This window comes from Exiguobacterium sp. AT1b (genome assembly GCF_000023045.1).
Taxonomy (GTDB): domain Bacteria; phylum Bacillota; class Bacilli; order Exiguobacteriales; family Exiguobacteriaceae; genus Exiguobacterium.
This window is the reverse complement of the sequence record NC_012673.1, coordinates 1,692,501-1,714,732: the sequence shown is the minus strand read 5'-3', so window position 1 is coordinate 1,714,732 and position 22,232 is coordinate 1,692,501. Positions and strand designations below refer to the sequence as shown.

The following is a 22,232-nucleotide window of genomic DNA, read 5'->3' as shown; positions in this document are numbered from 1 at the left end:
AGGTTTCTGCTCTATCATACCATATTCGTCGGTTTCACTTACACACTTACAGACGAGATGAAATACAAAAAAACGACTTATCCAAGAGGATAAGCCGTTCGTCAAACAATTACTCTGCAACGTATGGAAGCAAAGCCATTTGACGTGAGCGCTTGATAGCGACAGTAAGTGGACGTTGGTATTTCGCTGAAGTACCAGTCACACGACGTGGAAGAATTTTACCACGCTCCGAAACGAAGCGTTTGAGCAATTCTACGTCTTTATAATCGATATGAGTGATGTTGTTCGACGTAAAGAAACATACTTTACGACGACGACGACCTCCTGGACGACGTGCCATGTGAAGACCTCCTTTATAAGTTAGTTTTTATTGTCCATGATGATTAGAATGGCAAATCATCATCTGACAAGTCGATTTTGCCGCCACCCGAGAACGGATCTGCGTCAAAACCTTTATTCGAATTCGAGGACTGAGATGAAGTCGAAGCAGCTCCTGCGCCCCATCCTGATCCACTTGATTCACCACCACCGAAGACATCTCCTGATGGTGCTTGCTCACGTTGCCCTGAGGCTCCGCGTGGTTCAAGGAAGCGTACGCTGTCGGCGACTACTTCTGCCCGGTAACGACGTTGGCCATCTTGTCCTTCGTAACTACTGATTTGAAGGCGACCGTCAACGCCGGCCATGCTGCCCTTTTTCAAGTATTGTGCTACGTTCTCTGCTTGTTTGCGCCAAACGACACAATCAATAAAGTCCGTCTCGCGCTTCCCATCTTGTCCAGCGAATGGACGATCGCAAGCGAGAGTAAGGCGTGTTACGGCGATTCCGCTCTGCGTATAACGCATTTCGGGATCGCGAGTCAATCGACCAACTAACACAACTCGGTTAATCATCTCCAAGCTCCCCTTTCACGATACGAAACGTTAAGGATTAACGCTCGTCTTTTGTTGTCATTTGACGGACAACGTCGTCAGAGATCTTCATGAGACGCTCTGTTTCTAAGATCGCTTTAGGTTCAGCAACGATGTTAAGAAGAACGTAGTGTCCTTCGCGCATCTTGTTGATTTCATAAGCGAAACGACGTTTACCCATGTCTGTTGTTTTTTCAACAGTACCACCGTTTTCAGTGATGACGTTGTTGAAGCGCTCGATTAAAGCTTTCTTCGCTTCCTCATCAACTGATGGACGGATAATGTAAAGAAGTTCGTATTTACGCATTATCTTTCACCTCCTCTTGGACTAACGGCCCCTACCGGTTGTAGGAGCAAGGAGCAAACAATTGTTTTACTCACGTCATAATATACTATCAAACTTCCTTAACTTTTACAATACGTTTCCGTAAATCAACTTATACGTTGAAGCGGAACGTGACAACGTCGCCATCTTGGAAGACGTATTCTTTTCCTTCTGAACGAAGTTTCCCTTGTTCTTTCACCGTCGTCATGTTTCCTGCTGCTGAAAGGTCTTCATACGACACGACTTCGGCACGGATGAATCCACGTTCGAAGTCAGAGTGGATGACACCGGCACATTGTGGGGCTTTCATCCCTTGTTTGAATGTCCATGCACGAACTTCCTTCTCACCTGCCGTGAAGTATGTCGCAAGGCCAAGTGTCGAGTAGGCCGCACGGATCAATTGATCAAGTCCTGACTCTTCGATCCCGAGATCTTGTAAGAATTCGAGGCGTTCTTCCGGTTCGAGTTCTGAAATTTCTTCTTCGATTCGCGCACAGATGACGATGACTTTCGATCCTTCTGTTGCCGCGTGATCACGGACCGCTTGTACAAACTCGTTCGAATCGGCATCTGCCACTTCATCCTCACTCACGTTCGCCACGTAAAGCATCGGCTTCATCGTAAGCAATTGGAAGTGTTTGACGATTGCGAGTTGGTCTTCTGATAATTCAGCAACACGTGCCGGACGCTCTGACTCGAGCACATCTCGTACGATTTCAAGTGCTTCGAGTTCTTGTACCGCACCTTTATCTTTTGCCTTCACCATTTTTTGAACACGTGCGATGCGTTTATCGACTTGCTCAAGGTCAGCTAAGATCAATTCAAGGTTGATTGTCGTGATGTCGTCAATCGGCGAGACACGGCCTGCGACGTGCGTGATGTTCTCGTCTTCGAAACAACGGACGACTTGGCAAATTGCATCGACTTCGCGAATGTTCGCCAAGAACTTGTTTCCGAGACCTTCCCCTTTTGATGCACCTTTCACGATTCCAGCGATATCTGTAAACTCAAATGCTGTCGGTACTGTCTTTTTCGGTTTGACGAGTTCCGTCAATCGATCAAGACGCGCGTCTGGTACTTCTACGACGCCGACGTTCGGGTCGATTGTCGCGAACGGATAGTTGGCCGCCTCGACTCCTGCTTGTGTAATCGCATTAAACAATGTCGATTTCCCGACGTTTGGCAATCCGACAATTCCTGCTGTTAATCCCACTAGTAGTTCCTCCTCATCCGGTGTTTCCCGGGAAATGTTAAGCCGTCTGTGGAGTGGGTACATTCAGTACACCACACCGTCACATCCTTCACAATTATAGATAGTCCACGATTAAACCGCAACTCACGTTCATAACCTAAAGAAAAACGCCGCTTATTCGGCGGCGTTCCCTTGTTCAAGCACTTTCTTGAATCGTTTATCGAAATCACGGCGTTGCATGAGCACACTGGCTCCGCAGCCTTGACACTTGATTCGAATGTCCATCCCGACACGCGTGATTTGCCAGCGGTTCGTCTTACAGGCATGCGGTTTTTTCATTTCCACCACATCGTTCAATGCATACGTTTTACTTTGCATTTTCTGCTTCTCCTCCTTTAGGAGCCGAGTTCGGTGGCATCATGACCGTACGTGGGTATGGAATTTCAATCCCCCGCTCGTCAAGTCCAGCCTTTAACTCTTTATGCAAAATTCGACCAGCTGCGAAATGTTGGGTCGGCGGGACTTCCGCCATTAATCGGTACACCACTTCCGACGGTCCGAGCGACTGTACTCCAGCTAAGTCGATTGGTTTGATGAACAAGTCGTGATAGCGTGCTTCGACCGTTTTCGCAATTTCTTTGAGCGCTTGCTCTACTTTTGACATATCTTCTTCGTATGCGACCCCAATATCGACCACGGCGACGCTGTTTTCAAGCGAGTAGTTCGTCACTTGTAAGATTTGTCCGTTCGGAATAATCGTCACTTGCCCGTTCAATCCTTTTAACTTCGTCGTCCGGATTCCGACCTCGATGACCGTCCCGTCGACTTGTTGGTTCAAATTGACGTAATCCCCGTTCTTATATTGGTTTTCAAAGATGATAAACGCCCCTGTGATGACGTCTTTCACCAAACTTTGTGCCCCGAATGAAATCGCAAGACCTGCGACCCCGGCTGATGCAATCAAACCGGCGATATTCACGCCGAATTGTCCAAGCACCGTCAAGACCATAATCAACCCGATCACATAGCGGATTGTGTTTTGTGCCAGTTTTAATAACGTTTCATTCTGTCGCTGGGCGACGATATCATGTTCTTTTATTTTGCGGAGTGTAAACACGCGCTCGACCATCGTCGTCAAAATGCGCGTTGCGATATATAAACCAAGGATGATCAGCGCCACACCGGCGAGCTTGATCCCTAAACCAATCCACATATCTGTATCTTTAAAGTACTCCACGAATTGGTTCACGCTATCGATTGTCTCATCGGCAACCGTGCTTAAATCTTTTTCTGTATTTTGCGAAGCCATCTTTTCACCTCAAAGTCGTAGATTCTAAATCATCAAAACATATTTCACGACTTTTCTCAAACGCTGCATTCGGAAGTTAGAAGTTTTCCACTTTTGGGAATGGGTTAATACGAGATCAATCCCCCAACTGCAACTAGGAATAGGCAGCTTAGAAGAGAGGATGAGATTCATGCCGTTTCGCTTAAAACCTCATAAACCATACTCTTTCTTCATTGAACACACTGAGCGGAGTGGATCCAGATTGCTTGCGGACCAACTTCATGAACAGTTGGTCAATGAAACCCATCGCCCCATCGTCCTTGTTTGCATCGGTTCGGACCGTTCGACCGGTGATTCACTCGGTCCGCTCGTCGGAACGTTTTTAGAAGAACGTCACATCCGAAATTTACATGTATACGGCACATTAACAAAACCTGTACATGCACTCAATTTGGTGGAAACGTTACACGAGATTCAAACGCGCTTCCATCAACCGCTCATCATCGCCATCGACGCCTGTCTCGGACGTTTATCGAGTGTCGGTTACGTCTTCTTTTCGGAAGGTCCGCTCGCTCCAGGGGCCGGTGTCCAAAAAGAGCTCCCGGCAGTCGGTGCGTACAATATTAAAGCCGTCGTGAACGTAAGTGGATTCATGGAGATGATGATTTTACAGAATACCCGCCTCCATCTCGTGTATGAACTCGCACGTTTCATCACAGACGGATTCGCCGATTTTGATGCACGCATCGGGCGCCTGCATCACGAAGAGGCGGCCATTACACGTCTTCGTCAGTCACGAGACGAATCAAAGTCTTGAGGCGATAGTAACGTCAACAATTGTTCCAAGTCATCTTGGGAAAAGTATTTCAACTCGAGGACGCCGCCTTTTCGGCGTGGACGAATCGACACATCCATCTGAAGACGCTCCGCAAGCACCGCTTCGACCGCCTCGATATCGGCGTTCGATCGCTTCAGCGTCTTTTTTTCTGTGCGCTCTTTTTGTAAATATCGCTCGAGGCGACGGACCGTCCAATGCTCGGCAATGACCCGTTTCGCAATCTGTTCCATCGCTTGTTCCGATTTCATGCCCGTGATGGCACGTGCATGTCCCATCGTCAAATCTCCGACCATGACCGCATGCTGGACGGCACTCGGCAACCGGAGGAGGCGAAGACTGTTCGTCACATGACTGCGGCTCTTTCCGACGCGATCGGCCAACTGTTGTTGCGTCAGGCCTAGCGTCTGCATCAACTGTTCATAGGCGACAGCCTCTTCGATGGCATTCAAGTCTGCCCGCTGAATGTTTTCAATCAGCGCCAACTCCATGACGCGATCGGAGTCCGCCGTGACGACGAGGGCAGGAATGTCCTCTTTTCCCGCGAGTTTCGCCGCCTGAAACCGTCGTTCCCCGGCAATGATTTCATAGTACCCTGTCGCTTTTCGAACGACGATCGGTTGCAGGACGCCATATCGCTCAATGGATTGACGTAACTCTTCTAGTTTTTCCACCTCAAATTGTTTCCGGGGCTGATTCGGGTTTGGGCGAATGAATTTTAATGGCAATCGTTCCATCTACAAACCTCCTTCATCGTATAAAAAAGCACGGACTCATTTTTGAGGCCGCGCTTTCGGGATGCGAATTCGAATTTCAACAAATTCCTCTTCGTCTACTTCTTCAGTTTGGACGTCAATCCCTGTTTTCCCAATCAAATCGATTGAGTCACGAATCGTATTGATGGCGATTCGCGTGTCGCGCGCAAAACTTTTCGTCCGACGACGTTGTTTTTTCGGCTTTCGCTTCTCTTCTTCGATCGGTGTTGTTAAAAAGGCGACGCGTTCTTCCGTCTCCTTGACGTTGAAATCCTGTTCTAACACTTCCGCGAGCACTTGAAGCTGCAATCCTTCTTCCTTTAGCGGTAACAACGCACGTGCATGTCGTTCATTGATCCGACGATCGCGAAGCGACTGCTTCACATCCTCCGGCAATTTTAACAAACGCAACTTATTGGCAATCGTAGATTGACTCTTGCCTAGACTTTTCGCGAGGGCATCTTGCGTCAAGCCGTTCAAGGCGAGTAAACGATCATAGGCTTCCGCCTCTTCAATCGGGCTTAACTGCTCACGCTGCAAGTTTTCAATCAAGGCGAGTGCAGCCGTCGTATCATCGTCCATATCACGAACGATTGCCGGAATTGCTGACCAGCCAAGCGATTTCACGGCACGGAAACGACGCTCTCCGGCAATGATTTCATAGCAGTCCCCATCTGCCTTTCGAACCACGATTGGTTGAAGGAGTCCATGTTCCGAAATCGTCGTTGCCAACTCTTCAATTTTTGCCGGTTCGAACACTTTACGCGGTTGATAACGGTTGGGACGCAACCGTGACAATGAGAGTTCTTGTACCGTGTCATCCGCTCGAACTTCCGCAATCTGCGTCACGGCAACTTCGTCTTTTCGATTCACACCGAACAATTTCGCAAATCTATTCTTCAACGTCGGGCACCCCTTTATGTAAAAAAATAAGCAGACTCCACCACTGGAATCTGCTTTTGTTTCACGTGAAACGACATCATCAGATAAGTGGCTCTTTCGCCGGTGTCCCCGCTTTACGCGGATATTTCCCGGGCGTTTTTCGTAGTTTATCTACAACTACGATATTACGCTCACTCATCTCTCCTGGCAATAGGAACTGGTGTGTCGCTTTTTCTTTTCCACCTAGAACGGCTAAAGCGTTTTTGGCGTCTGCCATCTCGTCAGAAACCTTGGCTGCTTTAAGCGCGACGAAGCTTCCGCCTACTTTCGCGAGAGGCAAACAGTATTCCGCCAACACGGTCATGCGGGCAACCGCACGCGCTGTGACGACGTCAAACTGTTCGCGGAACTTTTTATTTTTCCCGAACTCTTCAGCGCGACCATGATGGAACGCGACACCTTCGAGCCCGAGGGCGAGGGCCAATTCGTTCAAGAAGGTGATGCGTTTGTTTAACGAATCGATGATCGTGACGTGTAAGTGTGGGAATAAAATTTTGAGCGGAAGACTCGGGAATCCCGCTCCTGCCCCGACATCACATACGGTTTCGACTTTCGTGAAATCGAAATGAAACGCTGCGCTGAGCGAATCATAGAAGTGCTTCAAATATACTTCTTCCCGGTCCGTGATGGCCGTTAAGTTCATTTTTTCGTTCCATTCGACGAGCATTTCGAAGTAACGTTTGAACTGACTGAGTTGTGTCTCACTCAGTTCAAACCCTTCAGCTCGTAACGCTTCAATAAATTGAGATTCGTTCATCGTTTCACTCCACCGTTGCGTATTGTCCTTGTTCGATATAGACGAGCAAGATTGACACGTCTGCTGGGTTTACGCCTGAGATACGAGACGCTTGACCGATCGAAAGAGGACGAACTTGTTTTAGTTTTTGTTTCGCTTCTGTCGCGAGACCACCGATCGCATCGTAATCCAAGTTTTCCGGGATTCGTTTTTCTTCCATGCGACGCATCTTCTCGACTTGTTCAAGCTGTTTGGAAATATAACCTTCATACTTCACTTGAATCTCGACTTGCTCTTTCACTTCATACGACAATTCTTCCGTTGACGGAACGACCGTCATGAGTGCTTCATAAGATACTTCCGGACGTTTCAACAAGATGTTGGCATGCGTCGCTTCTTTAAGCGGGTGCGCACCGACCGATTCGAGCATCGCATTGACTTCAGGTGTCGGTTTGACGACAAGTGACGCAAGTCGCTTCACTTCTTTTTCAATCGCTACACGCTTCTCGTTGAGGTGAGTGTGACGATCTTCTGAAAGTAAGCCGATCTCATACCCGATGTCGCTGAGTCGCAAGTCCGCATTGTCATGACGCAACAAAAGACGGTATTCGGCACGTGATGTGAGAAGGCGATACGGTTCGTTCGTCCCTTTCGTCACGAGGTCATCGATTAAGACGCCGATGTACGCTTGCGAACGGTCCAAGATGACCGGATCTTTTCCGAGCACTTTGCATGCGGCGTTGATTCCCGCCATGATGCCCTGTCCAGCCGCTTCTTCGTACCCGCTCGTCCCGTTGATTTGTCCCGCTGTGAAAAGGCCAGGGACTGCTTTTGTTTCGAGCGTTGGCCAAAGCTGTGTCGGTACGACTGCATCGTACTCGATGGCATAACCGGGACGCATCATCTCTGAATTTTCAAGACCTGGGATTGTGCGAAGCATCTGATGTTGCACGTCTTCTGGCATACTCGTTGAGAAGCCTTGAACATAGATTTCTTCTGTATCGCGACCTTCTGGCTCCAAGAAGATTTGGTGACGCGGTTTATCATTAAAGCGAACGACCTTATCTTCAATCGATGGGCAATAACGTGGTCCCGTTCCTTTAATCGCACCCGAGTACATCGGTGAGCGATGCAAGTTCTCATCAATCAATTGGTGCGTGCGCTCACTCGTGTACGTGAGCCAGCATGGGATTTGTTCGATCGGATTCAAATCCGTCGAGGTGTACGAGAAGAATGATGGATTCTCGTCTCCTGGTTGAATCTCCGTCTTCGAGTAATCGATTGTCTTGCCGTCGATTCGTGGCGGTGTTCCCGTTTTGAATCGAACTAAGTCGAGACCGAGCTCTTCTAGATGCTTCGATAACTCGACCGAAGGCATTTGGTTGTTCGGGCCACTTTCATATGCCAATTCACCGATGATGATTTGACCGCGCATGAACGTTCCCGTTGTAACGATGACCGCTTTCGCGCGATATTCTGAACCTGTGTTCGTTACCACGCCACGTACTTCTCCATCCTCAATCAACAAGCGTTCGACTAGCGCCTGACGAAGCAGTAGATTCGGTTCGTCTTCTAGCACTTTCTTCATGTGATTTTGGTATTGGAATTTGTCCGCCTGTGCACGTAATGCACGTACCGCCGGACCTTTCGATGTGTTGAGCATCTTCATTTGGATGTAAGTCGCGTCAATCGCGCGCCCCATCTCGCCACCGAGCGCATCGATTTCACGTACGACGATTCCTTTCGCCGGCCCACCGATTGATGGGTTGCAATACATGAACCCGACCATATCGGGGTTCATGGTGAGCATCGCTGTTTTCGCGCCCATGCGAGCCGATGCAAGTGCTGCTTCAATCCCTGCGTGTCCGGCCCCGATGACGATGACGTCAAATTCGCCTGCCGTATAAGCCATATTCGTTCCTCCTTATTATTTCCCAAGACAAAACTGTGAAAAGAGCTGATCAATCAAGCTCTCCTGTACGGTATCTCCATTGATTTCACCGAGCGTATCCCACGCACGACGTAAATCGATCTGAACCATATCGATCGGCATATTCATGACGGCACTCCCGAGCGCCTCATCAATTTGACCAATCGTTCGTTTGATTAATTGAATGTGTCGAGCGTTTGAGATATACGTCATATCTTGTGACTCGACCCCTTTTGCGAAGAAGAGATTTGCGATGGCCGCTTCAAGGGCATCGATTCCTTCATCTAGTAAGAGCGATGTCGCCACAATCGGACGTCCTGCCGCTAGTTTCTCTAGCTTAGAAGAATCCATGTTTTGTGGCAAGTCCGTCTTGTTGATGATGATGATGGCATTCATACCTTTTACTGCCTCAAATAACGCCTCATCCTCGACAGTCAATCCCTCGTGTCCGTTCAAGACGAGAAGGACCAAATCTGCCGCCTCTAACGCTTTTCTCGACTTTTCCACACCGATTCGTTCCACGATATCTTCCGTTTCGCGAATCCCTGCCGTGTCGATCAATTTGAGCGGAACACCTTTCACATTGACGTACTCCTCAATCGTGTCACGTGTTGTCCCGGCAATTTCGGTGACGATTGCTTTCGTCTCTTGAACGAGCGTATTCATCAGAGAAGATTTACCGACGTTCGGTCGACCGATGATTGCTGTAGCCAAGCCTTCACGTAAGATTTTCCCTTGTCGCGCTGTCTCGAGTAACTGCTCGAGGACACGCTTGACCTCGCCCGCTTTCTCTTCGACGATGGCCTGGGTCATCTCTTCTGCGTCATACTCTGGATAGTCGATGTTGACCTCGACCGCCGCAATCGTCTCGAGCAACTGTTGACGTAACTCGCGAACGAGGCGTGACAAACGTCCTTCCATTTGCGCCATCGCAACGTTCATGGCCCGGTCCGTCTTCGCGCGAATCAAATCCATGACCGCTTCCGCCTGAGATAAATCGATTCGGCCATTTAAAAAGGCGCGCTTCGTGAACTCGCCCGGTTCTGCCAAACGGATGTCGGGTTGATCGAGAATGAGCTCAAGGACACGATTGACCGCCACGACGCCTCCGTGACAATTGATCTCGACGACATCTTCTCGTGTAAACGTCTTCGGTGCGCGCATAATACTGACCATAACTTCATCGACGATTTCGCCCGTATCAGGATATTTTAACGTTCCATAATGAATCGTATGTGAATCGACTGTTGTTAAGTCTTTTCCAGAAAACACATTGTTCACCGTTTCGACCGCCAAATCGCCCGATAATCGGACGATCCCGATGGCACCTTCACCCATCGGCGTCGAAATCGCTGTAATCGTGTCAAACTCTAGCATCTTTCTCCCTCCAAACCTAAACATCTTCTTCTATCATATGCATAACGAACCTACTATACACGATATTCGACTTGAACGAAAGAGTTGGCCCATCGATCAAGTCATTGCCATTCGACTCATCGTTTTCGTACAATAAAGGAATATATTTACATAGGAGAGAGGGCATCTATTATGAACCAACAAGACGCAATCCGAATCATCACCGATCGATTAAAGCACGACGAAGCGGTTCAAGCGATTTTTATGAAGGGCTCATTCGGTCGGGGAGAAGCCGATGAACATTCCGATATCGACCTCTATGTCATGGTGCACCCCGATGAGGAGGCCTCCTTTCTATCCAGACGCCTCGAGCATGTAACCGCCTATCGTCCGATTCTGTTAAAAGACGAGATTCACATCGTCGCGCCACAACTCATCGCCGTCTTTGATGATTTTCTTCACCTCGACCTGTTCACGGTCACGCAAGAGACGTTGAATCATCAAGACTCGATTCATGTGATCTACGACCCACAACAGCGACTTGCTAGACACGTCACTTCCTTACAATTAGACGAAGCGGCAATCAGTGACCATGCGTTCGATACCGTGTGGTTCTTTTTCCAATATACAAAATCACGCAATCGAGGCAACGCGATGTGGGCAACGGAGATGCTCCGGCAAGGAATGGTTCATTTCGCATATGTGTTAGCCGCTCACCACACACCGGACCGGGCTTCCCTCGGTTTAAAAGATGTGACACAACGGCAAGAAATCGACCTACATCCATTTTATGATCAATTGACTCCCACCACTCATGAAAAAGCCGCCCATATCTATCTGGAGCGACTTCAGGCAGAGCAACCTTTTTTCGCATCACTATCTGGCTACAACGTGTTCGGACCGTTCATGGAACAGTTGATTCAACGAGAAACAAGCCGCCCTGGCATATAGGGCGGCTTGTTTTTAGTATCTCGCTTGCCGTTTCGTCGAGCGAATCGCGAAGTAGAGGAACAATTCTAGTACCGCGATCGCGATGAGGATTCCACCGAACAATTGGAATAGCACGAGCAGGCTACTGAATGGATTCGTCAACATGAGAATCCCGACACCTATCCACAATAGACTTCCAATCAAAAACCAGAGCCATCGTCCCGACATCGATTGACGGTAACCGAGTGCCTGAATCAGACGGATGATTCCACCGAATAAGAACAAGGCTCCGATCAAAATCGGGAGAAGACTAGCTAGCGTCTCCGCGAAGAAGAAGACGACCGCTGCCAAAATCAAATAGATGAGACCCATAAAGAAAGTGGGTGGCAACCCTCCCTGACGTCGACGCAACCCTTGAAAAATCATCCAAATCCCCATGATTGCTAAATAACCGGCAATGACATACACCATGACATCAAAGAAAAATCGAGGATATAACAAAATGAGAACACCAAGTACAAAATAAATGACCGCTTGCCATAACGTCGAACGTTCCAAACGCTGAATGAATGCCTCCATTTTTCCACACCTCCGTTTACTCGTTTCTATCTCTATTCCCCTCTGACCGGCTTGCAATCCCACAAAAAAGCTGAGCGTCAGAAGACACTCAGCTTAGCGATTATTTACGCTTTTTCTTTTTATTTTTCTTTTCTTCTTCAGCAAGCGCTGCACGCTCTGCTTCTTTCGCAGCGATTTTCGCTTCAGCCGCAACCTTCATCTTCTCACGCATTGGGAGCATGATTGCCATCGTGACGATGATCGAGATGATATAACCGACTACCCAGTATAACGAAAGGGCAGCTGGGAGGTTGATCGACATGACGAAGATCATAACCGGGAAGATATAAAGCATCATCTTCAACTGCGGGTTCTGTTCTTGACCCGCCATTGAGATTTTTTGTTGTGCGAACGTCAAGATTGCCGCTAAGATCGGCAAGACGAACGTTGGATCCGGAGCACCGAGGTCGAACCATAAGAAGTTCGCTTCGAAAATCTCAGGTGTACGGCGAATCGCATCATAGAATGCGAAGAGAATCGGCATTTGAATCAAGATCGGCAAACATCCCGCGAGCGGGTTGATTTGGTATTCCTGATAAAGCTTCATCATCTCTTCTTGGAGTTTACGTTGTGTTTCCTGGTCTTTTGAGCTGTACTTTTCACGAAGCTTCAGCATTTCTGGTTGCAACACTTGCATCGCACCCATACTCTTCGTCTGCTTGATCATGAGTGGGAGAATCAATAACCGGACGATAATCGTCGCGATGATGATTGAAATCCCGTATTGCCACGGGCCACCGACCAAGTAAGCAACTTCCTTCAAAAGCCATGCGAGCGGCCATACAAAGTACTTCGCCCAGAAACCTTCTGTGTCAGCCGTTACTGGTTCGGCTTGGATGGTAGACGGATCCACACAGCCTGCCATCAGCATGATGACCGCGGTCATGGCAGCGAGTAATCCTAATTTTAGCTTTTTGCTCATAGTTCCTCCTACGCTTTCTTTATCAATTCTTTTTAACGCACACGTCGATCGGGCAATCTTATCAGACTCTAATTATATGAGAGAACAAATTCAGATTGTCATGGTCACCGGCCCTGCTTTTGCCAAACCTTGGCCCGTTTGAATACGTGTTTTAAACTCTCGGTCACTTCCGACTGCGTCAATGCGGTCGCAGGTTTTCGAGCGATGATGACATAATCATTCGGTGCAACGTTTGGTTCGAGCAAGCGAAGCGACTCACGCATCAATCGTTTCATCCGGTTCCGTTCCACAGCATTTCCAAGTTTCTTACTGACGGAAAGACCCACTCTGAAATGCGTTTGATCCGCTTTGAGCGTGTAGACGACAAACTGACGATTGGCCACGGAGCGTCCTTCGCGAAACACCGCTTGGAACTCTTCATTCTTTTGCAGGCGGTATTCTTTTTTCAAAATTCTCACTCCATCCTTCGCTTCAAAAATCGTCAACTAACATCATATCATATCCACATCATTTGAACGAGGGAGAATCCATGAAATACTACGTTTCTGTGACAAACTAAAAAATTGCCCGAGGAAAGGATCCCCGGGCAATCTTCATTCGAAATTATACAGTCAAGGCTTTACGGCCTTTACGACGACGAGCAGCAAGAATGTTGCGACCGTTTTTAGTCGCCATGCGTGCACGGAATCCGTGAACTTTCTTACGCTTACGGTTGTTAGGGTTGAAAGTTGGTTTCATGGTTACAGCACCTCCTCAAGATTAACGCTCTATTAGCAAGTTATAGTTTCATTTAAGGCAGTCTTTAAGATTATATAAATCGATTCAACAATTGTCAATGTATTTTCGGATGGTTTTCGAATTCGTATTACGAGGCGCTCAGAAAGCATTCATCCACATGGATTCGATCGTACCCACAGGACGAGTAGGGCGAAGAATGTATACACAACCTTTACGTATTTTATAAACGATCTTTATAAATAGCCATGTTGAGCCATTTTATCCACAAAATCTCGAAGTTATCCACATTTATATGTGAATAACTCCTCTTTTTTCACATTCTCATTCTTAATTTTTTCGTTTTCTTCTTTTACAAAAACAATCTTTCATTTCACTTCTTCCTCTTTTGTGTATAACTTTTTCACTAAACACTCCATCATTATTGCTTTATCCACAATATATCCACAGTTTATCCACAAAACACACAGCATGTGGATAAGTGGGTGTGGATACTTTTCTTTATCTGTGGATAAATACCGAAAAGCATTGCCACGTCTATTTTATTTTGCTAAACTGAATGTGCACAAACTTGTGGATGAACAATTCGTGATTCCAAGATATACACAGGCTGTGGATAAGTGTTATCCCCATAATGAACACCATGTGGATAACTTTATCCACAGTTTTTGTTCTCTGGGGATAACCCTAGTTTCTACTATAGAATAGTGTATGTGTATATCGTGTGAATAAGTTTTACCCAACATGTGAGTAAAGGAGGTCTTTCATTGAAGAATGCTCGCGAGATTTGGAGAAATGTCTTATCGGTAATCGAGGAAGAAGAACGAACTCCAAAAGCCAGTTTTGACATGTGGTTAAAATCAACCGAGGGGATATCGTTGATGGGAACGACGCTCGTTGTGTCGGCACCCGCCAGTTTTATCGTCACGTGGTTAGAGCGACAGTATCTCTCTCTGTTACAAGATACGGTTGAAGAGATCACAAACAACAAGCTTGAAATTCATTTCATCGAGGAATCTCAAGCACACAAGTATGCTCCAGCGGATGGATCGTCAAATGAGTCCATCGCCGTGACAGAAACAAAAGAACAGCCCGTGCTATTACCTTCAAAAGAGGAAGGGGATCTTGGTCAACTGAATGACAAATACATTTTCGAGACGTTTGTCATCGGATCGGGGAACCGTTTTGCCCACGCCGCATCACTTGCTGTCGCTGAAGCACCTGCACGCGCCTATAACCCGCTCTTCATTTACGGAGGCGTTGGACTTGGTAAAACACATTTGATGCATGCGATTGGTCATTATGTAAAAGGTCAAAAACCGGGGGCTCGCATTGCCTATGTCTCTTCTGAGAAGTTCACAAATGAATTTATCAATTCGATTCGGGATAATAAGACCGGTGAGTTTCGGAACCGTTATCGAAACATTGATGTACTATTGATTGATGATATTCAGTTTTTAGCAGGGAAAGAACAAACCCAAGAAGAGTTTTTCCACACATTCAATGCGTTGCACAACGATCAGAAACAAATCGTGATTTCGAGTGATCGACCACCAAAAGAAATCCCGACGCTAGAAGATCGACTTCGTTCACGCTTCGAGTGGGGCTTAATCACAGACATCACGCCACCGGACCTTGAGACGCGAATTGCGATTCTCCGCAAAAAAGCGACGGCGGAAGGGCTTGATATCTCGAATGAAGTCATGCTGTATATCGCGAATCAAATCGATACGAACATTCGGGAACTAGAAGGGGCGCTGACACGAGTCGTCGCTTATGCAAAACTTGTCGGGCGACCAATCGACCCGGACGTGGCAGCCGAAGCGCTTCATAATATCATGCCTGTCCAGGAAGCGAAGAAAATTGTCATTCGCGACATTCAAGAAGTTGTCGGTCAACACTTCAACATTCAAGTAGAAGAATTGAACTCGAAAAAGCGAACCAAGACGTTGGCATTCCCACGTCAAATCGCAATGTATCTCTCGCGGGAGATGACGGAGAGTTCCTTGCCAAAAATCGGGGAAGAGTTCGGAGGGCGTGATCATACGACCGTGATTCACGCGCATGAGAAAATTAGCACCCTTCTAAAGAACGATGTGGAAATGCAAGAGACGATTCAAACGTTGAAGAAGGCACTTTCTAACTAATGAAGGATTCTCTGTGGATATCCTGTGGATAAACCACCCTAGTTATCCACAAGTTATTCACAGGCGAAATGGCTTAATACGTATGTCTTAGGGGACTTATCCCCAGTATCCACAGCCCTTATTACTATTATGACTTAATTAATACTATTATTATTATTAAGAAATGGACTCATTTCACCTTAGGAGGAATTATCCACATGCATTTAACGATTCAACGAGATGTATTCATGCAAGCCGTACAAGACGTATCAAAAGCTGTGGCTTCACGAACGACCATTCCAATTTTGACAGGCTTGAAACTTGAGGCACATGCGGATGGCTTAACACTGACAGGAAGTGATACCGAGATTTCGATTGAACGCTTGATTCCAATCGAAGAGGGTGGAATGGAACTCATTCAAATTCAACGTGCTGGAAGCGTCGTGTTGAACGCACGCTTCTTAGGAGAAATCGTGAAGAAGTTACCGACGAACGAGGTCACACTCGAAGTTTCACCGAACTTCATGACGCGCATTGAGTCTGGTCAGGCAGAGTTCCATTTAAACGGTCTCGACCCGGATGAATATCCACGCCTACCTGAACTTGCGAGTGATCGTCGCTTCTATTTGCCGGCTGATCTATTGAAGACGATCATCCGTCAGACAAGCTTTGCTGTTTCTTCACAAGAGACACGTCCCGTATTGACAGGGGTTAACTTCTCAGCAGAGAAGGGCTTCCTTACATGTGTCGCAACCGATAGCCACCGTCTGGCGCTTCGTCGGGCGCGTTTTGAGACAGATAACGATTTGACGTTCCAAAATGTCGTCGTTCCTGGTCGCTCACTCAACGAACTCGCTAAATTACTCGACCGCGAAGAGTTGCCGATCGAAATCGTCTTAACAGACCAACAAATTTTATTCCGTATGAAAAACATCTCATTCTTCTCTCGTTTGTTAGACGGTGCCTACCCAGACACGTCACGTCTCATTCCGGAAGAATATCGCACAGCGGTTCGAATGAATGCGAAAGAATTCTTGCAGGCCATTGATCGTGCATCGCTCTTAGCACGTGCCGATCGCAACAACGTCATTAAATTCGTGGCGGAAGATAAAACAGCAGTTGAAGTCTCTTCTCACTCGCCTGAAGTCGGAAAAGTATCAGAACGTGTCAGCATCCTGTCGCTTGAAGGAGAAGAACTAAAAATTTCCTTCAACTCAAAATTCGTGATGGACGCGCTCCGCGCACTCGATGCATCTGAAATCGAAATCCAGTTCACGGGTTCGATGCGACCGTTCATTTTACGACCGGTTGAACAAGATAGTGTTCTTCAACTGATTTTGCCAGTCCGCACATCGTAAGCTGCGGATAGGGATGATGAGGTGTCTTGCCTTGTCATCCCTCTTTTTGCCTTATTCGACGATTTTCGATAAACTAATATGTATGGCGATTTTTTCAGATCAGCATGTGAGAAAGGAAGTGACGACATGGAAAAAGTGTCGATTACAACCGAGTATGTAACACTCGGACAATTTTTAAAATTAGCAGATATCATCTCCAGTGGGGGACAGGCAAAGTTCTTTTTAGAGGATGTCATGATTAAAGTGAACGGTGAGCAGGACCAACGCCGTGGTCGTAAATTAAGAGATGGAGATACAATCGAAGTCGAAGGCTTCGGGGAATATCAAATCGAGGGAAACTGACGTGCATTTAAAGTCGATCCGATTGCAAAACTATCGCAACTACGAAACCCTCGAGCTAGATTTTTCAGAACAGACGAATGTTCTGATTGGTGAGAACGCCCAAGGAAAAACGAATCTTCTCGAATCGATTTACGTACTTGCGCTCGCAAAATCGCATCGGACGACACAAGACCGTGAGTTAATCGGTTGGGAAGCTGATGCTGCGAGTATCGAAGGCCGGATTCATAAACGAACGGGTGAATCGGTGCAGAGTCTCTCTTTTTCTCCTAAAGGCAAGAAAGCAAAGCTCAATCATTTGGAACAACGTCGTCTCAGTGACTATGTCGGCGCATTTAACGTCGTCTTGTTCGCCCCTGAAGACTTAGCCATCGTCAAAGGCAGTCCGCAAGGGAGACGGCGATTTTTAGATATGGAAATCGGTCAGGTCAGTCCCGTGTACTTACACGAGCTCAATCAATACTTGAAGACGTTGAAACAACGGAATGCCTTGTTGAAGCAGTTATCCACAAAAGGTGGCGACGAGACGTTACTCGAAGTATTGACGGACCAATTGATTGAACTTGCCGTAAAAATCGTGATGCGACGCTATCACTTCATCGACCAGCTCGAAAAATGGGCCAATCCCATCCATTCCGGAATCACGAGAGATCTCGAAACACTGACGATTCAATACGTTTCTGACACGTTCCAAAAAGAACGCTTCTCAAAAGAACAGATGTTTGAAACGTATCGTCAAAAGTTTGATAAAATAAGAGAGAACGAACGACGAAGAGGTGTGACCTTGTTCGGTCCGCATCGTGACGATTTTGAATTGTATGTCAACAATCGAAACGTTCAAACGTTCGGTTCACAAGGTCAGCAACGAACGGCGGCCTTGTCATTGAAGCTAGCTGAGATTGAATTGATTCATGAAGAAGTAGGCGAATATCCTCTGTTGTTATTAGACGATGTGTTATCTGAGCTTGACGATCATCGCCAAACCCATCTCCTCGATACGATGGGACGGAAAGTACAAACGATTTTGACTACAACAAACATTGACGGGATTGCACATGAGACCATTCAACAAGCTAAAGTGTTTCACGTGAAACAAGGTGAGGTTGAAACGGAGTCTGTGTAATCGTGGCAAGAGGGAACACCAAATCATGTATAGTAGGTGAAAATAACCGATGAGTAATGAAAATGAAAAAGAATTGCAAGCGTACGGCGCCGACCAGATTCAAGTCCTTGAGGGGCTAGAGGCTGTCCGTAAACGTCCAGGGATGTATATCGGTTCCACAAGCTCTCGCGGTCTCCACCATTTAGTATGGGAGATTGTCGATAACTCAATCGATGAGGCGCTCGCTGGTTATTGTGACACGATCACAGTGACGGTCGAGCCAGGGAACTCGATCGTTGTTGAAGACAACGGACGTGGGATTCCGGTCGACGTTCAAAAGAAAACAGGTCGACCTGCCGTTGAAGTTATTTTCACGGTGCTTCACGCAGGTGGTAAGTTCGGCGGTGGCGGATACAAAGTATCAGGTGGTCTTCACGGTGTCGGGGCGTCGGTTGTTAACGCCTTATCGACGAAACTTGAAGTGTTCGTTCGTCGCGATGGAAACGTATATTACCAATCGTTCAAACGTGGTGTTCCACAAGGTGAACTCGAAATCGTCGGGACGACCGACACGACAGGGACGACGGTCCGTTTCTTCCCAGACGGGGACATCTTCCAAGAGACACTCGAATATGACTTTGATCTGTTAGCGACACGCTTACGTGAACTCGCCTTCTTGAACAAAGGGTTACGAATCGTGGCTAAAGATGATCGTAATGACGAGACGATTGAACGGAACTATCACTATGAGGGCGGAATCAAGTCTTATGTCGAGCATTTGAACCGGTCAAAAGCGTCGATTCATGAAGAGCCTGTGTACGTACACGGGACGAAAGACGGAATCGAAGTCGAGATTGCGCTTCAATACAACGAAGGTTTCGCAAGTAACATTTACTCATTTACGAACAACATTCCGACGCATGAAGGTGGGACGCACGAGACAGGATTTAAGACGGCACTCACTCGTTCAATCAACGACTATGCAAAACGGTTTGGTTTGATGAAAGAAGCCGACGGCAGCCTGTCTGGTGATGATGTCCGTGAAGGGTTGACGGCGATTGTTTCCGTCAAGCACCCGGCTCCCCAGTTTGAAGGACAGACGAAGACGAAACTCGGGAATGCCGATGCGCGTACGGCAACCGATACGTTGTTCAGCGACACGTTCGAACAGTTCCTGCTCGAGAACCCATCGGTCGGTCGCCTCATCGTCGACAAAGGCTTGATGGCGGCACGTGCGCGCCTTGCTGCGAAACGTGCACGCGAGATGACACGTCGTAAAGGGATTCTCGAAGTCAGTTCATTGCCAGGGAAATTGGCAGACTGTTCGTCAAAAGATGCATCGAAATCTGAACTATACATCGTTGAGGGTGACTCGGCGGGAGGTTCTGCGAAATCTGGACGTGATCGTCACTTCCAAGCCATCCTTCCGATTCGAGGGAAAATCATCAACGTTGAGAAAGCACGTCTTGATAAGATTTTGGCCAACCAAGAAGTCCGGACCATCATCACGGCTCTCGGAACAGGGATTGCCGATGAGTTTGACTTATCGAAAGCACGCTATCACAAACTCATCATCATGACCGATGCCGATGTCGATGGTGCGCACATTCGGACGTTGTTGTTGACGTTCTTCTATCGTTACATGCGCCCACTCGTTGAAAGTGGATATGTCTATATCGCGCAACCACCACTCTATGGTGTGAAGCACGGGAAAGAAACCATCTACGTTCAAAACGACCGGGAGTTGCAGGCGGCGATTGCACAACTTCCTGAAAATGCACGTTATAGCGTTCAACGTTACAAGGGTCTCGGAGAGATGGATCCTGAACAGTTATGGAATACGACGATGAACCCGGAAACGCGTTCGATGCTTCGTGTCGATCTTCAAGATGCGATCGAAGCGGATGAAATCTTCGAAACGCTCATGGGTGACAACGTCGAACCACGCCGTGACTTTATTCAATCTCACGCCCATTACGTGAAGAACCTCGATATTTAATAAGAAGGGTAGGCAATAACGAATGGCAGAACAAGAAAATATCAAGGATATAAATATTAGCCAGGAGATGCGAACGTCGTTCATGGACTACGCGATGAGCGTCATCGTATCACGTGCCCTTCCGGACGTGCGAGATGGATTGAAGCCGGTTCACCGTCGTATTTTATATGCGATGAACGAACTAGGTATTCGCGCGGACAAGCCACATAAGAAGTCGGCGCGTGTCGTCGGGGACGTCATCGGTAAGTACCACCCACACGGTGACTCAGCCGTTTATGAGACGATGGTACGCATGGCTCAGGACTTCAGCTATCGCTACGAATTAGTCGACGGTCACGGGAACTTCGGTTCAGTCGATGGCGACTCGGCCGCTGCGATGCGTTATACCGAGGCACGTATGTCTAAAATTGCGATGGAACTCGTACGAGACATCGGAAAAAACACGATTGATTATCAACCGAACTTCGATGGTGAAGAAAAAGAACCGGTCGTACTTCCGGCACGTTTCCCGAACTTCCTTGTGAACGGGACGAGCGGAATTGCCGTTGGGATGGCGACGAACGTTCCGCCTCATAACTTGAACGAGGTCATCGATGGTGTACTGGCGCTTTCTCACAACCCGGACATCACGATTGCAGAATTGATGCAACATATCCCGGGTCCTGATTTCCCGACTGCGGGAGAGATTTTGGGACGTAGTGGGATTCGTCGTGCATATGAAACTGGACGCGGATCGATTACGATGCGTGCGAAAGCTGAAATCGAGGTCTTGAAAAATGGCCGTGAACGGATCCTCGTGCACGAGATTCCTTACCAGGTCAACAAAGCGCGTCTCGTTGAGAAGATTGCCGATTTGGTTCGCGACAAGAAAATCGAGGGGATCACGGACTTACGCGATGAATCAGACCGTAATGGGATGCGCATCGTGATTGAAGTTCGCCGCGACGCGAATGCGAGTGTCATCTTGAACAACTTGTACAAGCAAACACCGATGCAAACGACGTTCGGCGTCAACATGCTCGCGCTTGTAGGCGGTCGTCCAAAAACGTTGAACATCAAACAAGCAATCTATTACTACATCGAACACCAAAAAGAGGTCGTGCGTCGTCGGACGCAATTCGATTTAGACAAAGCGGAAGCACGTGCCCACATTTTAGAAGGTCTTCGTGTTGCCTTGGATCACTTGGATGAAGTCATCGCCATCATCCGTAGCACGCGTACAGGTGACGAGGCTCGTGAAAAGTTGATTGCTCGCTTTGGACTTTCGACTGAACAGACGCAAGCCATCTTAGATATGCGTCTCCAACGCTTGACTGGTTTGGAACGCGAGAAGATTGAAGGCGAATATCGTGAAGTGAAAGCGTTAATCGAAGAACTTCGTGCGATTCTCGGAGACGAAGAATTGCTCCTCGATATCATTCGTAACGAGTTAATCGAAATCAAAGAGCGATATGGTGATGCTCGTCGTACGGTGATTCGTACGGATATCGTTGAACTCGAGGACGAAGATTTGATTCCAGTTCGCGACATGATGATTACGCTCACGAGCGAAGGATATATCAAGTCGATCCCATCGGATTCATATCGGACACAGCGCCGTGGTGGACGTGGGAAACAAGGTATGGGAACGAATGATGAAGACTTTGTGCTTCGTCTGCTCTCCGCGTCGACACACGACACCATCCTGTTCTTCACCAACTTCGGACGCGTCTTCCGTCTCAAAGGATACGAAATTCCTGAGATGAGCCGTACCGCGAAAGGGATGCCAATCATCAACTTGCTTCAAATCGACAAAGGTGAAAAAGTCGAAACGATGATTCCGGTCGATTTCAA

The 22,232-nt window shown here is 47.5% G+C and carries 23 protein-coding genes (1 of these 23 only partly in view); 8 read left to right on the top strand and 15 right to left on the bottom strand.

Annotation, left to right across the window (positions count from 1 at the left end):
- Positions 1-109: 109 nt before the first annotated feature.
- The 6 genes from rpsR to EAT1B_RS08870 form a co-directional block, all read right to left on the bottom strand.
- The gene (gene rpsR / locus EAT1B_RS08895) at positions 110-340 is read right to left on the bottom strand and encodes a 30S ribosomal protein S18 (protein WP_015880232.1); all 231 of its coding nucleotides are present in this window, start codon (positions 338-340) and stop codon (positions 110-112) included.
- A gap of 43 nt (positions 341-383) precedes the next feature.
- Positions 384-893 (bottom strand): single-stranded DNA-binding protein, encoded by a 510-nt coding sequence (ssb, locus tag EAT1B_RS08890; protein ID WP_015880231.1) that lies wholly within the window; start codon positions 891-893, stop codon positions 384-386.
- Positions 894-930: 37 nt separating this feature from the next.
- Positions 931-1,218: a 30S ribosomal protein S6 gene (rpsF, locus tag EAT1B_RS08885; protein ID WP_015880230.1), complete on the bottom strand. Its 288-nt coding sequence runs from the start codon at positions 1,216-1,218 to the stop codon at positions 931-933.
- A 130-nt stretch (positions 1,219-1,348) separates the two neighbouring features.
- A complete protein-coding gene (ychF, locus tag EAT1B_RS08880; RefSeq protein WP_015880229.1) occupies positions 1,349-2,449 on the bottom strand; it encodes a redox-regulated ATPase YchF in 1,101 nt (366 codons plus the stop codon).
- A gap of 153 nt (positions 2,450-2,602) precedes the next feature.
- The gene (locus tag EAT1B_RS08875) at positions 2,603-2,806 is read right to left on the bottom strand and encodes a DUF951 domain-containing protein (protein ID WP_015880228.1); all 204 of its coding nucleotides are present in this window, start codon (positions 2,804-2,806) and stop codon (positions 2,603-2,605) included.
- Entirely contained in the window at positions 2,796-3,737 is a 942-nt protein-coding gene (locus tag EAT1B_RS08870; protein ID WP_015880227.1) for a mechanosensitive ion channel family protein, read from the bottom strand. The genes EAT1B_RS08875 and EAT1B_RS08870 overlap by 11 nt, the downstream gene beginning before the upstream one ends.
- A 169-nt stretch (positions 3,738-3,906) precedes the next feature.
- Here EAT1B_RS08870 and yyaC point away from each other — a divergent pair, with 169 nt between their 5' ends.
- Entirely contained in the window at positions 3,907-4,533 is a 627-nt protein-coding gene (gene yyaC, locus EAT1B_RS08865; protein ID WP_015880226.1) for a spore protease YyaC, read from the top strand.
- On the opposite strand, the gene EAT1B_RS08860 is transcribed toward yyaC, so the two are convergent.
- The 5 genes from EAT1B_RS08860 to mnmE form a co-directional block, all read right to left on the bottom strand.
- Positions 4,506-5,288, bottom strand: a complete 783-nt coding sequence (locus EAT1B_RS08860; RefSeq protein WP_015880225.1) for a ParB/RepB/Spo0J family partition protein — start codon at positions 5,286-5,288, stop codon at positions 4,506-4,508. The genes yyaC and EAT1B_RS08860 overlap by 28 nt on opposite strands.
- A 36-nt stretch (positions 5,289-5,324) precedes the next feature.
- Entirely contained in the window at positions 5,325-6,209 is an 885-nt protein-coding gene (noc, locus tag EAT1B_RS08855; RefSeq protein WP_015880224.1) for a nucleoid occlusion protein, read from the bottom strand.
- A gap of 79 nt (positions 6,210-6,288) precedes the next feature.
- On the bottom strand, positions 6,289-7,005 hold the full coding sequence (gene rsmG, locus EAT1B_RS08850; protein ID WP_015880223.1) for a 16S rRNA (guanine(527)-N(7))-methyltransferase RsmG: 717 nt from the start codon (positions 7,003-7,005) through the stop codon (positions 6,289-6,291).
- Between the two features lie 4 nt (positions 7,006-7,009).
- Positions 7,010-8,896, bottom strand: a complete 1,887-nt coding sequence (mnmG, locus tag EAT1B_RS08845) for a tRNA uridine-5-carboxymethylaminomethyl(34) synthesis enzyme MnmG (RefSeq protein WP_015880222.1) — start codon at positions 8,894-8,896, stop codon at positions 7,010-7,012.
- Positions 8,897-8,911: 15 nt separating this feature from the next.
- The gene (gene mnmE, locus EAT1B_RS08840; protein WP_015880221.1) at positions 8,912-10,291 is read right to left on the bottom strand and encodes a tRNA uridine-5-carboxymethylaminomethyl(34) synthesis GTPase MnmE; all 1,380 of its coding nucleotides are present in this window, start codon (positions 10,289-10,291) and stop codon (positions 8,912-8,914) included.
- 171 nt (positions 10,292-10,462) lie between these two features.
- Between mnmE and EAT1B_RS08835 the strand changes: the two genes are divergently transcribed.
- Positions 10,463-11,221 (top strand): nucleotidyltransferase domain-containing protein, encoded by a 759-nt coding sequence (locus EAT1B_RS08835; protein ID WP_015880220.1) that lies wholly within the window; start codon positions 10,463-10,465, stop codon positions 11,219-11,221.
- Positions 11,222-11,233: 12 nt separating this feature from the next.
- Here the strand turns inward: EAT1B_RS08835 and EAT1B_RS08830 are convergent, their stop codons facing one another.
- From EAT1B_RS08830 to rpmH, 4 genes are all read right to left on the bottom strand, one after another.
- The gene (locus EAT1B_RS08830; protein WP_015880219.1) at positions 11,234-11,779 is read right to left on the bottom strand and encodes an HdeD family acid-resistance protein; all 546 of its coding nucleotides are present in this window, start codon (positions 11,777-11,779) and stop codon (positions 11,234-11,236) included.
- 100 nt (positions 11,780-11,879) lie between these two features.
- A complete protein-coding gene (gene yidC / locus EAT1B_RS08825) occupies positions 11,880-12,740 on the bottom strand; it encodes a membrane protein insertase YidC (protein ID WP_015880218.1) in 861 nt (286 codons plus the stop codon).
- Between the two features lie 104 nt (positions 12,741-12,844).
- Positions 12,845-13,189, bottom strand: coding sequence for a ribonuclease P protein component (gene rnpA / locus EAT1B_RS08820; protein ID WP_015880217.1), 345 nt, complete (start codon positions 13,187-13,189; stop codon positions 12,845-12,847).
- Between the two features lie 154 nt (positions 13,190-13,343).
- Positions 13,344-13,478 carry a 50S ribosomal protein L34 gene (gene rpmH / locus EAT1B_RS08815; RefSeq protein ID WP_015880216.1) on the bottom strand — a complete coding sequence of 45 codons (135 nt, stop codon included), beginning with the start codon at positions 13,476-13,478 and terminating at the stop codon, positions 13,344-13,346.
- 764 nt (positions 13,479-14,242) lie between these two features.
- On the opposite strand from rpmH, the gene dnaA reads away from it, so the two are divergent.
- From dnaA to gyrA, 6 genes are all read left to right on the top strand, one after another.
- Positions 14,243-15,622, top strand: coding sequence for a chromosomal replication initiator protein DnaA (gene dnaA, locus EAT1B_RS08810; protein ID WP_015880215.1), 1,380 nt, complete (start codon positions 14,243-14,245; stop codon positions 15,620-15,622).
- A 197-nt stretch (positions 15,623-15,819) separates the two neighbouring features.
- A complete protein-coding gene (dnaN, locus tag EAT1B_RS08805) occupies positions 15,820-16,959 on the top strand; it encodes a DNA polymerase III subunit beta (RefSeq protein ID WP_015880214.1) in 1,140 nt (379 codons plus the stop codon).
- A gap of 126 nt (positions 16,960-17,085) precedes the next feature.
- Positions 17,086-17,301 carry a S4 domain-containing protein YaaA gene (gene yaaA / locus EAT1B_RS08800; RefSeq protein ID WP_015880213.1) on the top strand — a complete coding sequence of 72 codons (216 nt, stop codon included), beginning with the start codon at positions 17,086-17,088 and terminating at the stop codon, positions 17,299-17,301.
- Position 17,302: 1 nt separating this feature from the next.
- Complete coding sequence (recF, locus tag EAT1B_RS08795; protein WP_015880212.1) at positions 17,303-18,421, top strand: DNA replication/repair protein RecF; 1,119 nt, start codon at positions 17,303-17,305, stop codon at positions 18,419-18,421.
- A gap of 49 nt (positions 18,422-18,470) precedes the next feature.
- Positions 18,471-20,399 (top strand): DNA topoisomerase (ATP-hydrolyzing) subunit B, encoded by a 1,929-nt coding sequence (gene gyrB / locus EAT1B_RS08790; RefSeq protein ID WP_015880211.1) that lies wholly within the window; start codon positions 18,471-18,473, stop codon positions 20,397-20,399.
- A gap of 22 nt (positions 20,400-20,421) precedes the next feature.
- On the top strand, positions 20,422-22,232 hold the 5' portion of the coding sequence (gyrA, locus tag EAT1B_RS08785; RefSeq protein ID WP_015880210.1) for a DNA gyrase subunit A. It continues 757 nt past the right edge of the window; only the first 1,811 of its 2,568 coding nucleotides appear in the window; its start codon is at positions 20,422-20,424; its stop codon lies beyond the right edge, outside the window.

Excerpts from the sequence above, each read along its gene's own strand:
- rpsR (WP_015880232.1), bottom strand. The coding sequence starts at position 340 with ATGGCACGTCGTCCAGGAGGTCGTCGTCGTCGTAAAGTATGTTTCTTT.
- ssb (WP_015880231.1), bottom strand. The coding sequence starts at position 893 with ATGATTAACCGAGTTGTGTTAGTTGGTCGATTGACTCGCGATCCCGAA.
- rpsF (WP_015880230.1), bottom strand. The coding sequence starts at position 1,218 with ATGCGTAAATACGAACTTCTTTACATTATCCGTCCATCAGTTGATGAG.
- EAT1B_RS08875 (WP_015880228.1), bottom strand. The coding sequence starts at position 2,806 with ATGCAAAGTAAAACGTATGCATTGAACGATGTGGTGGAAATGAAAAAA.
- EAT1B_RS08870 (WP_015880227.1), bottom strand. The coding sequence starts at position 3,737 with ATGGCTTCGCAAAATACAGAAAAAGATTTAAGCACGGTTGCCGATGAG.
- yyaC (WP_015880226.1), top strand. The coding sequence starts at position 3,907 with ATGCCGTTTCGCTTAAAACCTCATAAACCATACTCTTTCTTCATTGAA.
- EAT1B_RS08860 (WP_015880225.1), bottom strand. The coding sequence starts at position 5,288 with ATGGAACGATTGCCATTAAAATTCATTCGCCCAAACCCGAATCAGCCC.
- rsmG (WP_015880223.1), bottom strand. The coding sequence starts at position 7,005 with ATGAACGAATCTCAATTTATTGAAGCGTTACGAGCTGAAGGGTTTGAA.
- mnmG (WP_015880222.1), bottom strand. The coding sequence starts at position 8,896 with ATGGCTTATACGGCAGGCGAATTTGACGTCATCGTCATCGGGGCCGGA.
- mnmE (WP_015880221.1), bottom strand. The coding sequence starts at position 10,291 with ATGCTAGAGTTTGACACGATTACAGCGATTTCGACGCCGATGGGTGAA.
- EAT1B_RS08835 (WP_015880220.1), top strand. The coding sequence starts at position 10,463 with ATGAACCAACAAGACGCAATCCGAATCATCACCGATCGATTAAAGCAC.
- EAT1B_RS08830 (WP_015880219.1), bottom strand. The coding sequence starts at position 11,779 with ATGGAGGCATTCATTCAGCGTTTGGAACGTTCGACGTTATGGCAAGCG.
- yidC (WP_015880218.1), bottom strand. The coding sequence starts at position 12,740 with ATGAGCAAAAAGCTAAAATTAGGATTACTCGCTGCCATGACCGCGGTC.
- rpmH (WP_015880216.1), bottom strand. The coding sequence starts at position 13,478 with ATGAAACCAACTTTCAACCCTAACAACCGTAAGCGTAAGAAAGTTCAC.
- dnaN (WP_015880214.1), top strand. The coding sequence starts at position 15,820 with ATGCATTTAACGATTCAACGAGATGTATTCATGCAAGCCGTACAAGAC.
- yaaA (WP_015880213.1), top strand. The coding sequence starts at position 17,086 with ATGGAAAAAGTGTCGATTACAACCGAGTATGTAACACTCGGACAATTT.
- gyrB (WP_015880211.1), top strand. The coding sequence starts at position 18,471 with ATGAGTAATGAAAATGAAAAAGAATTGCAAGCGTACGGCGCCGACCAG.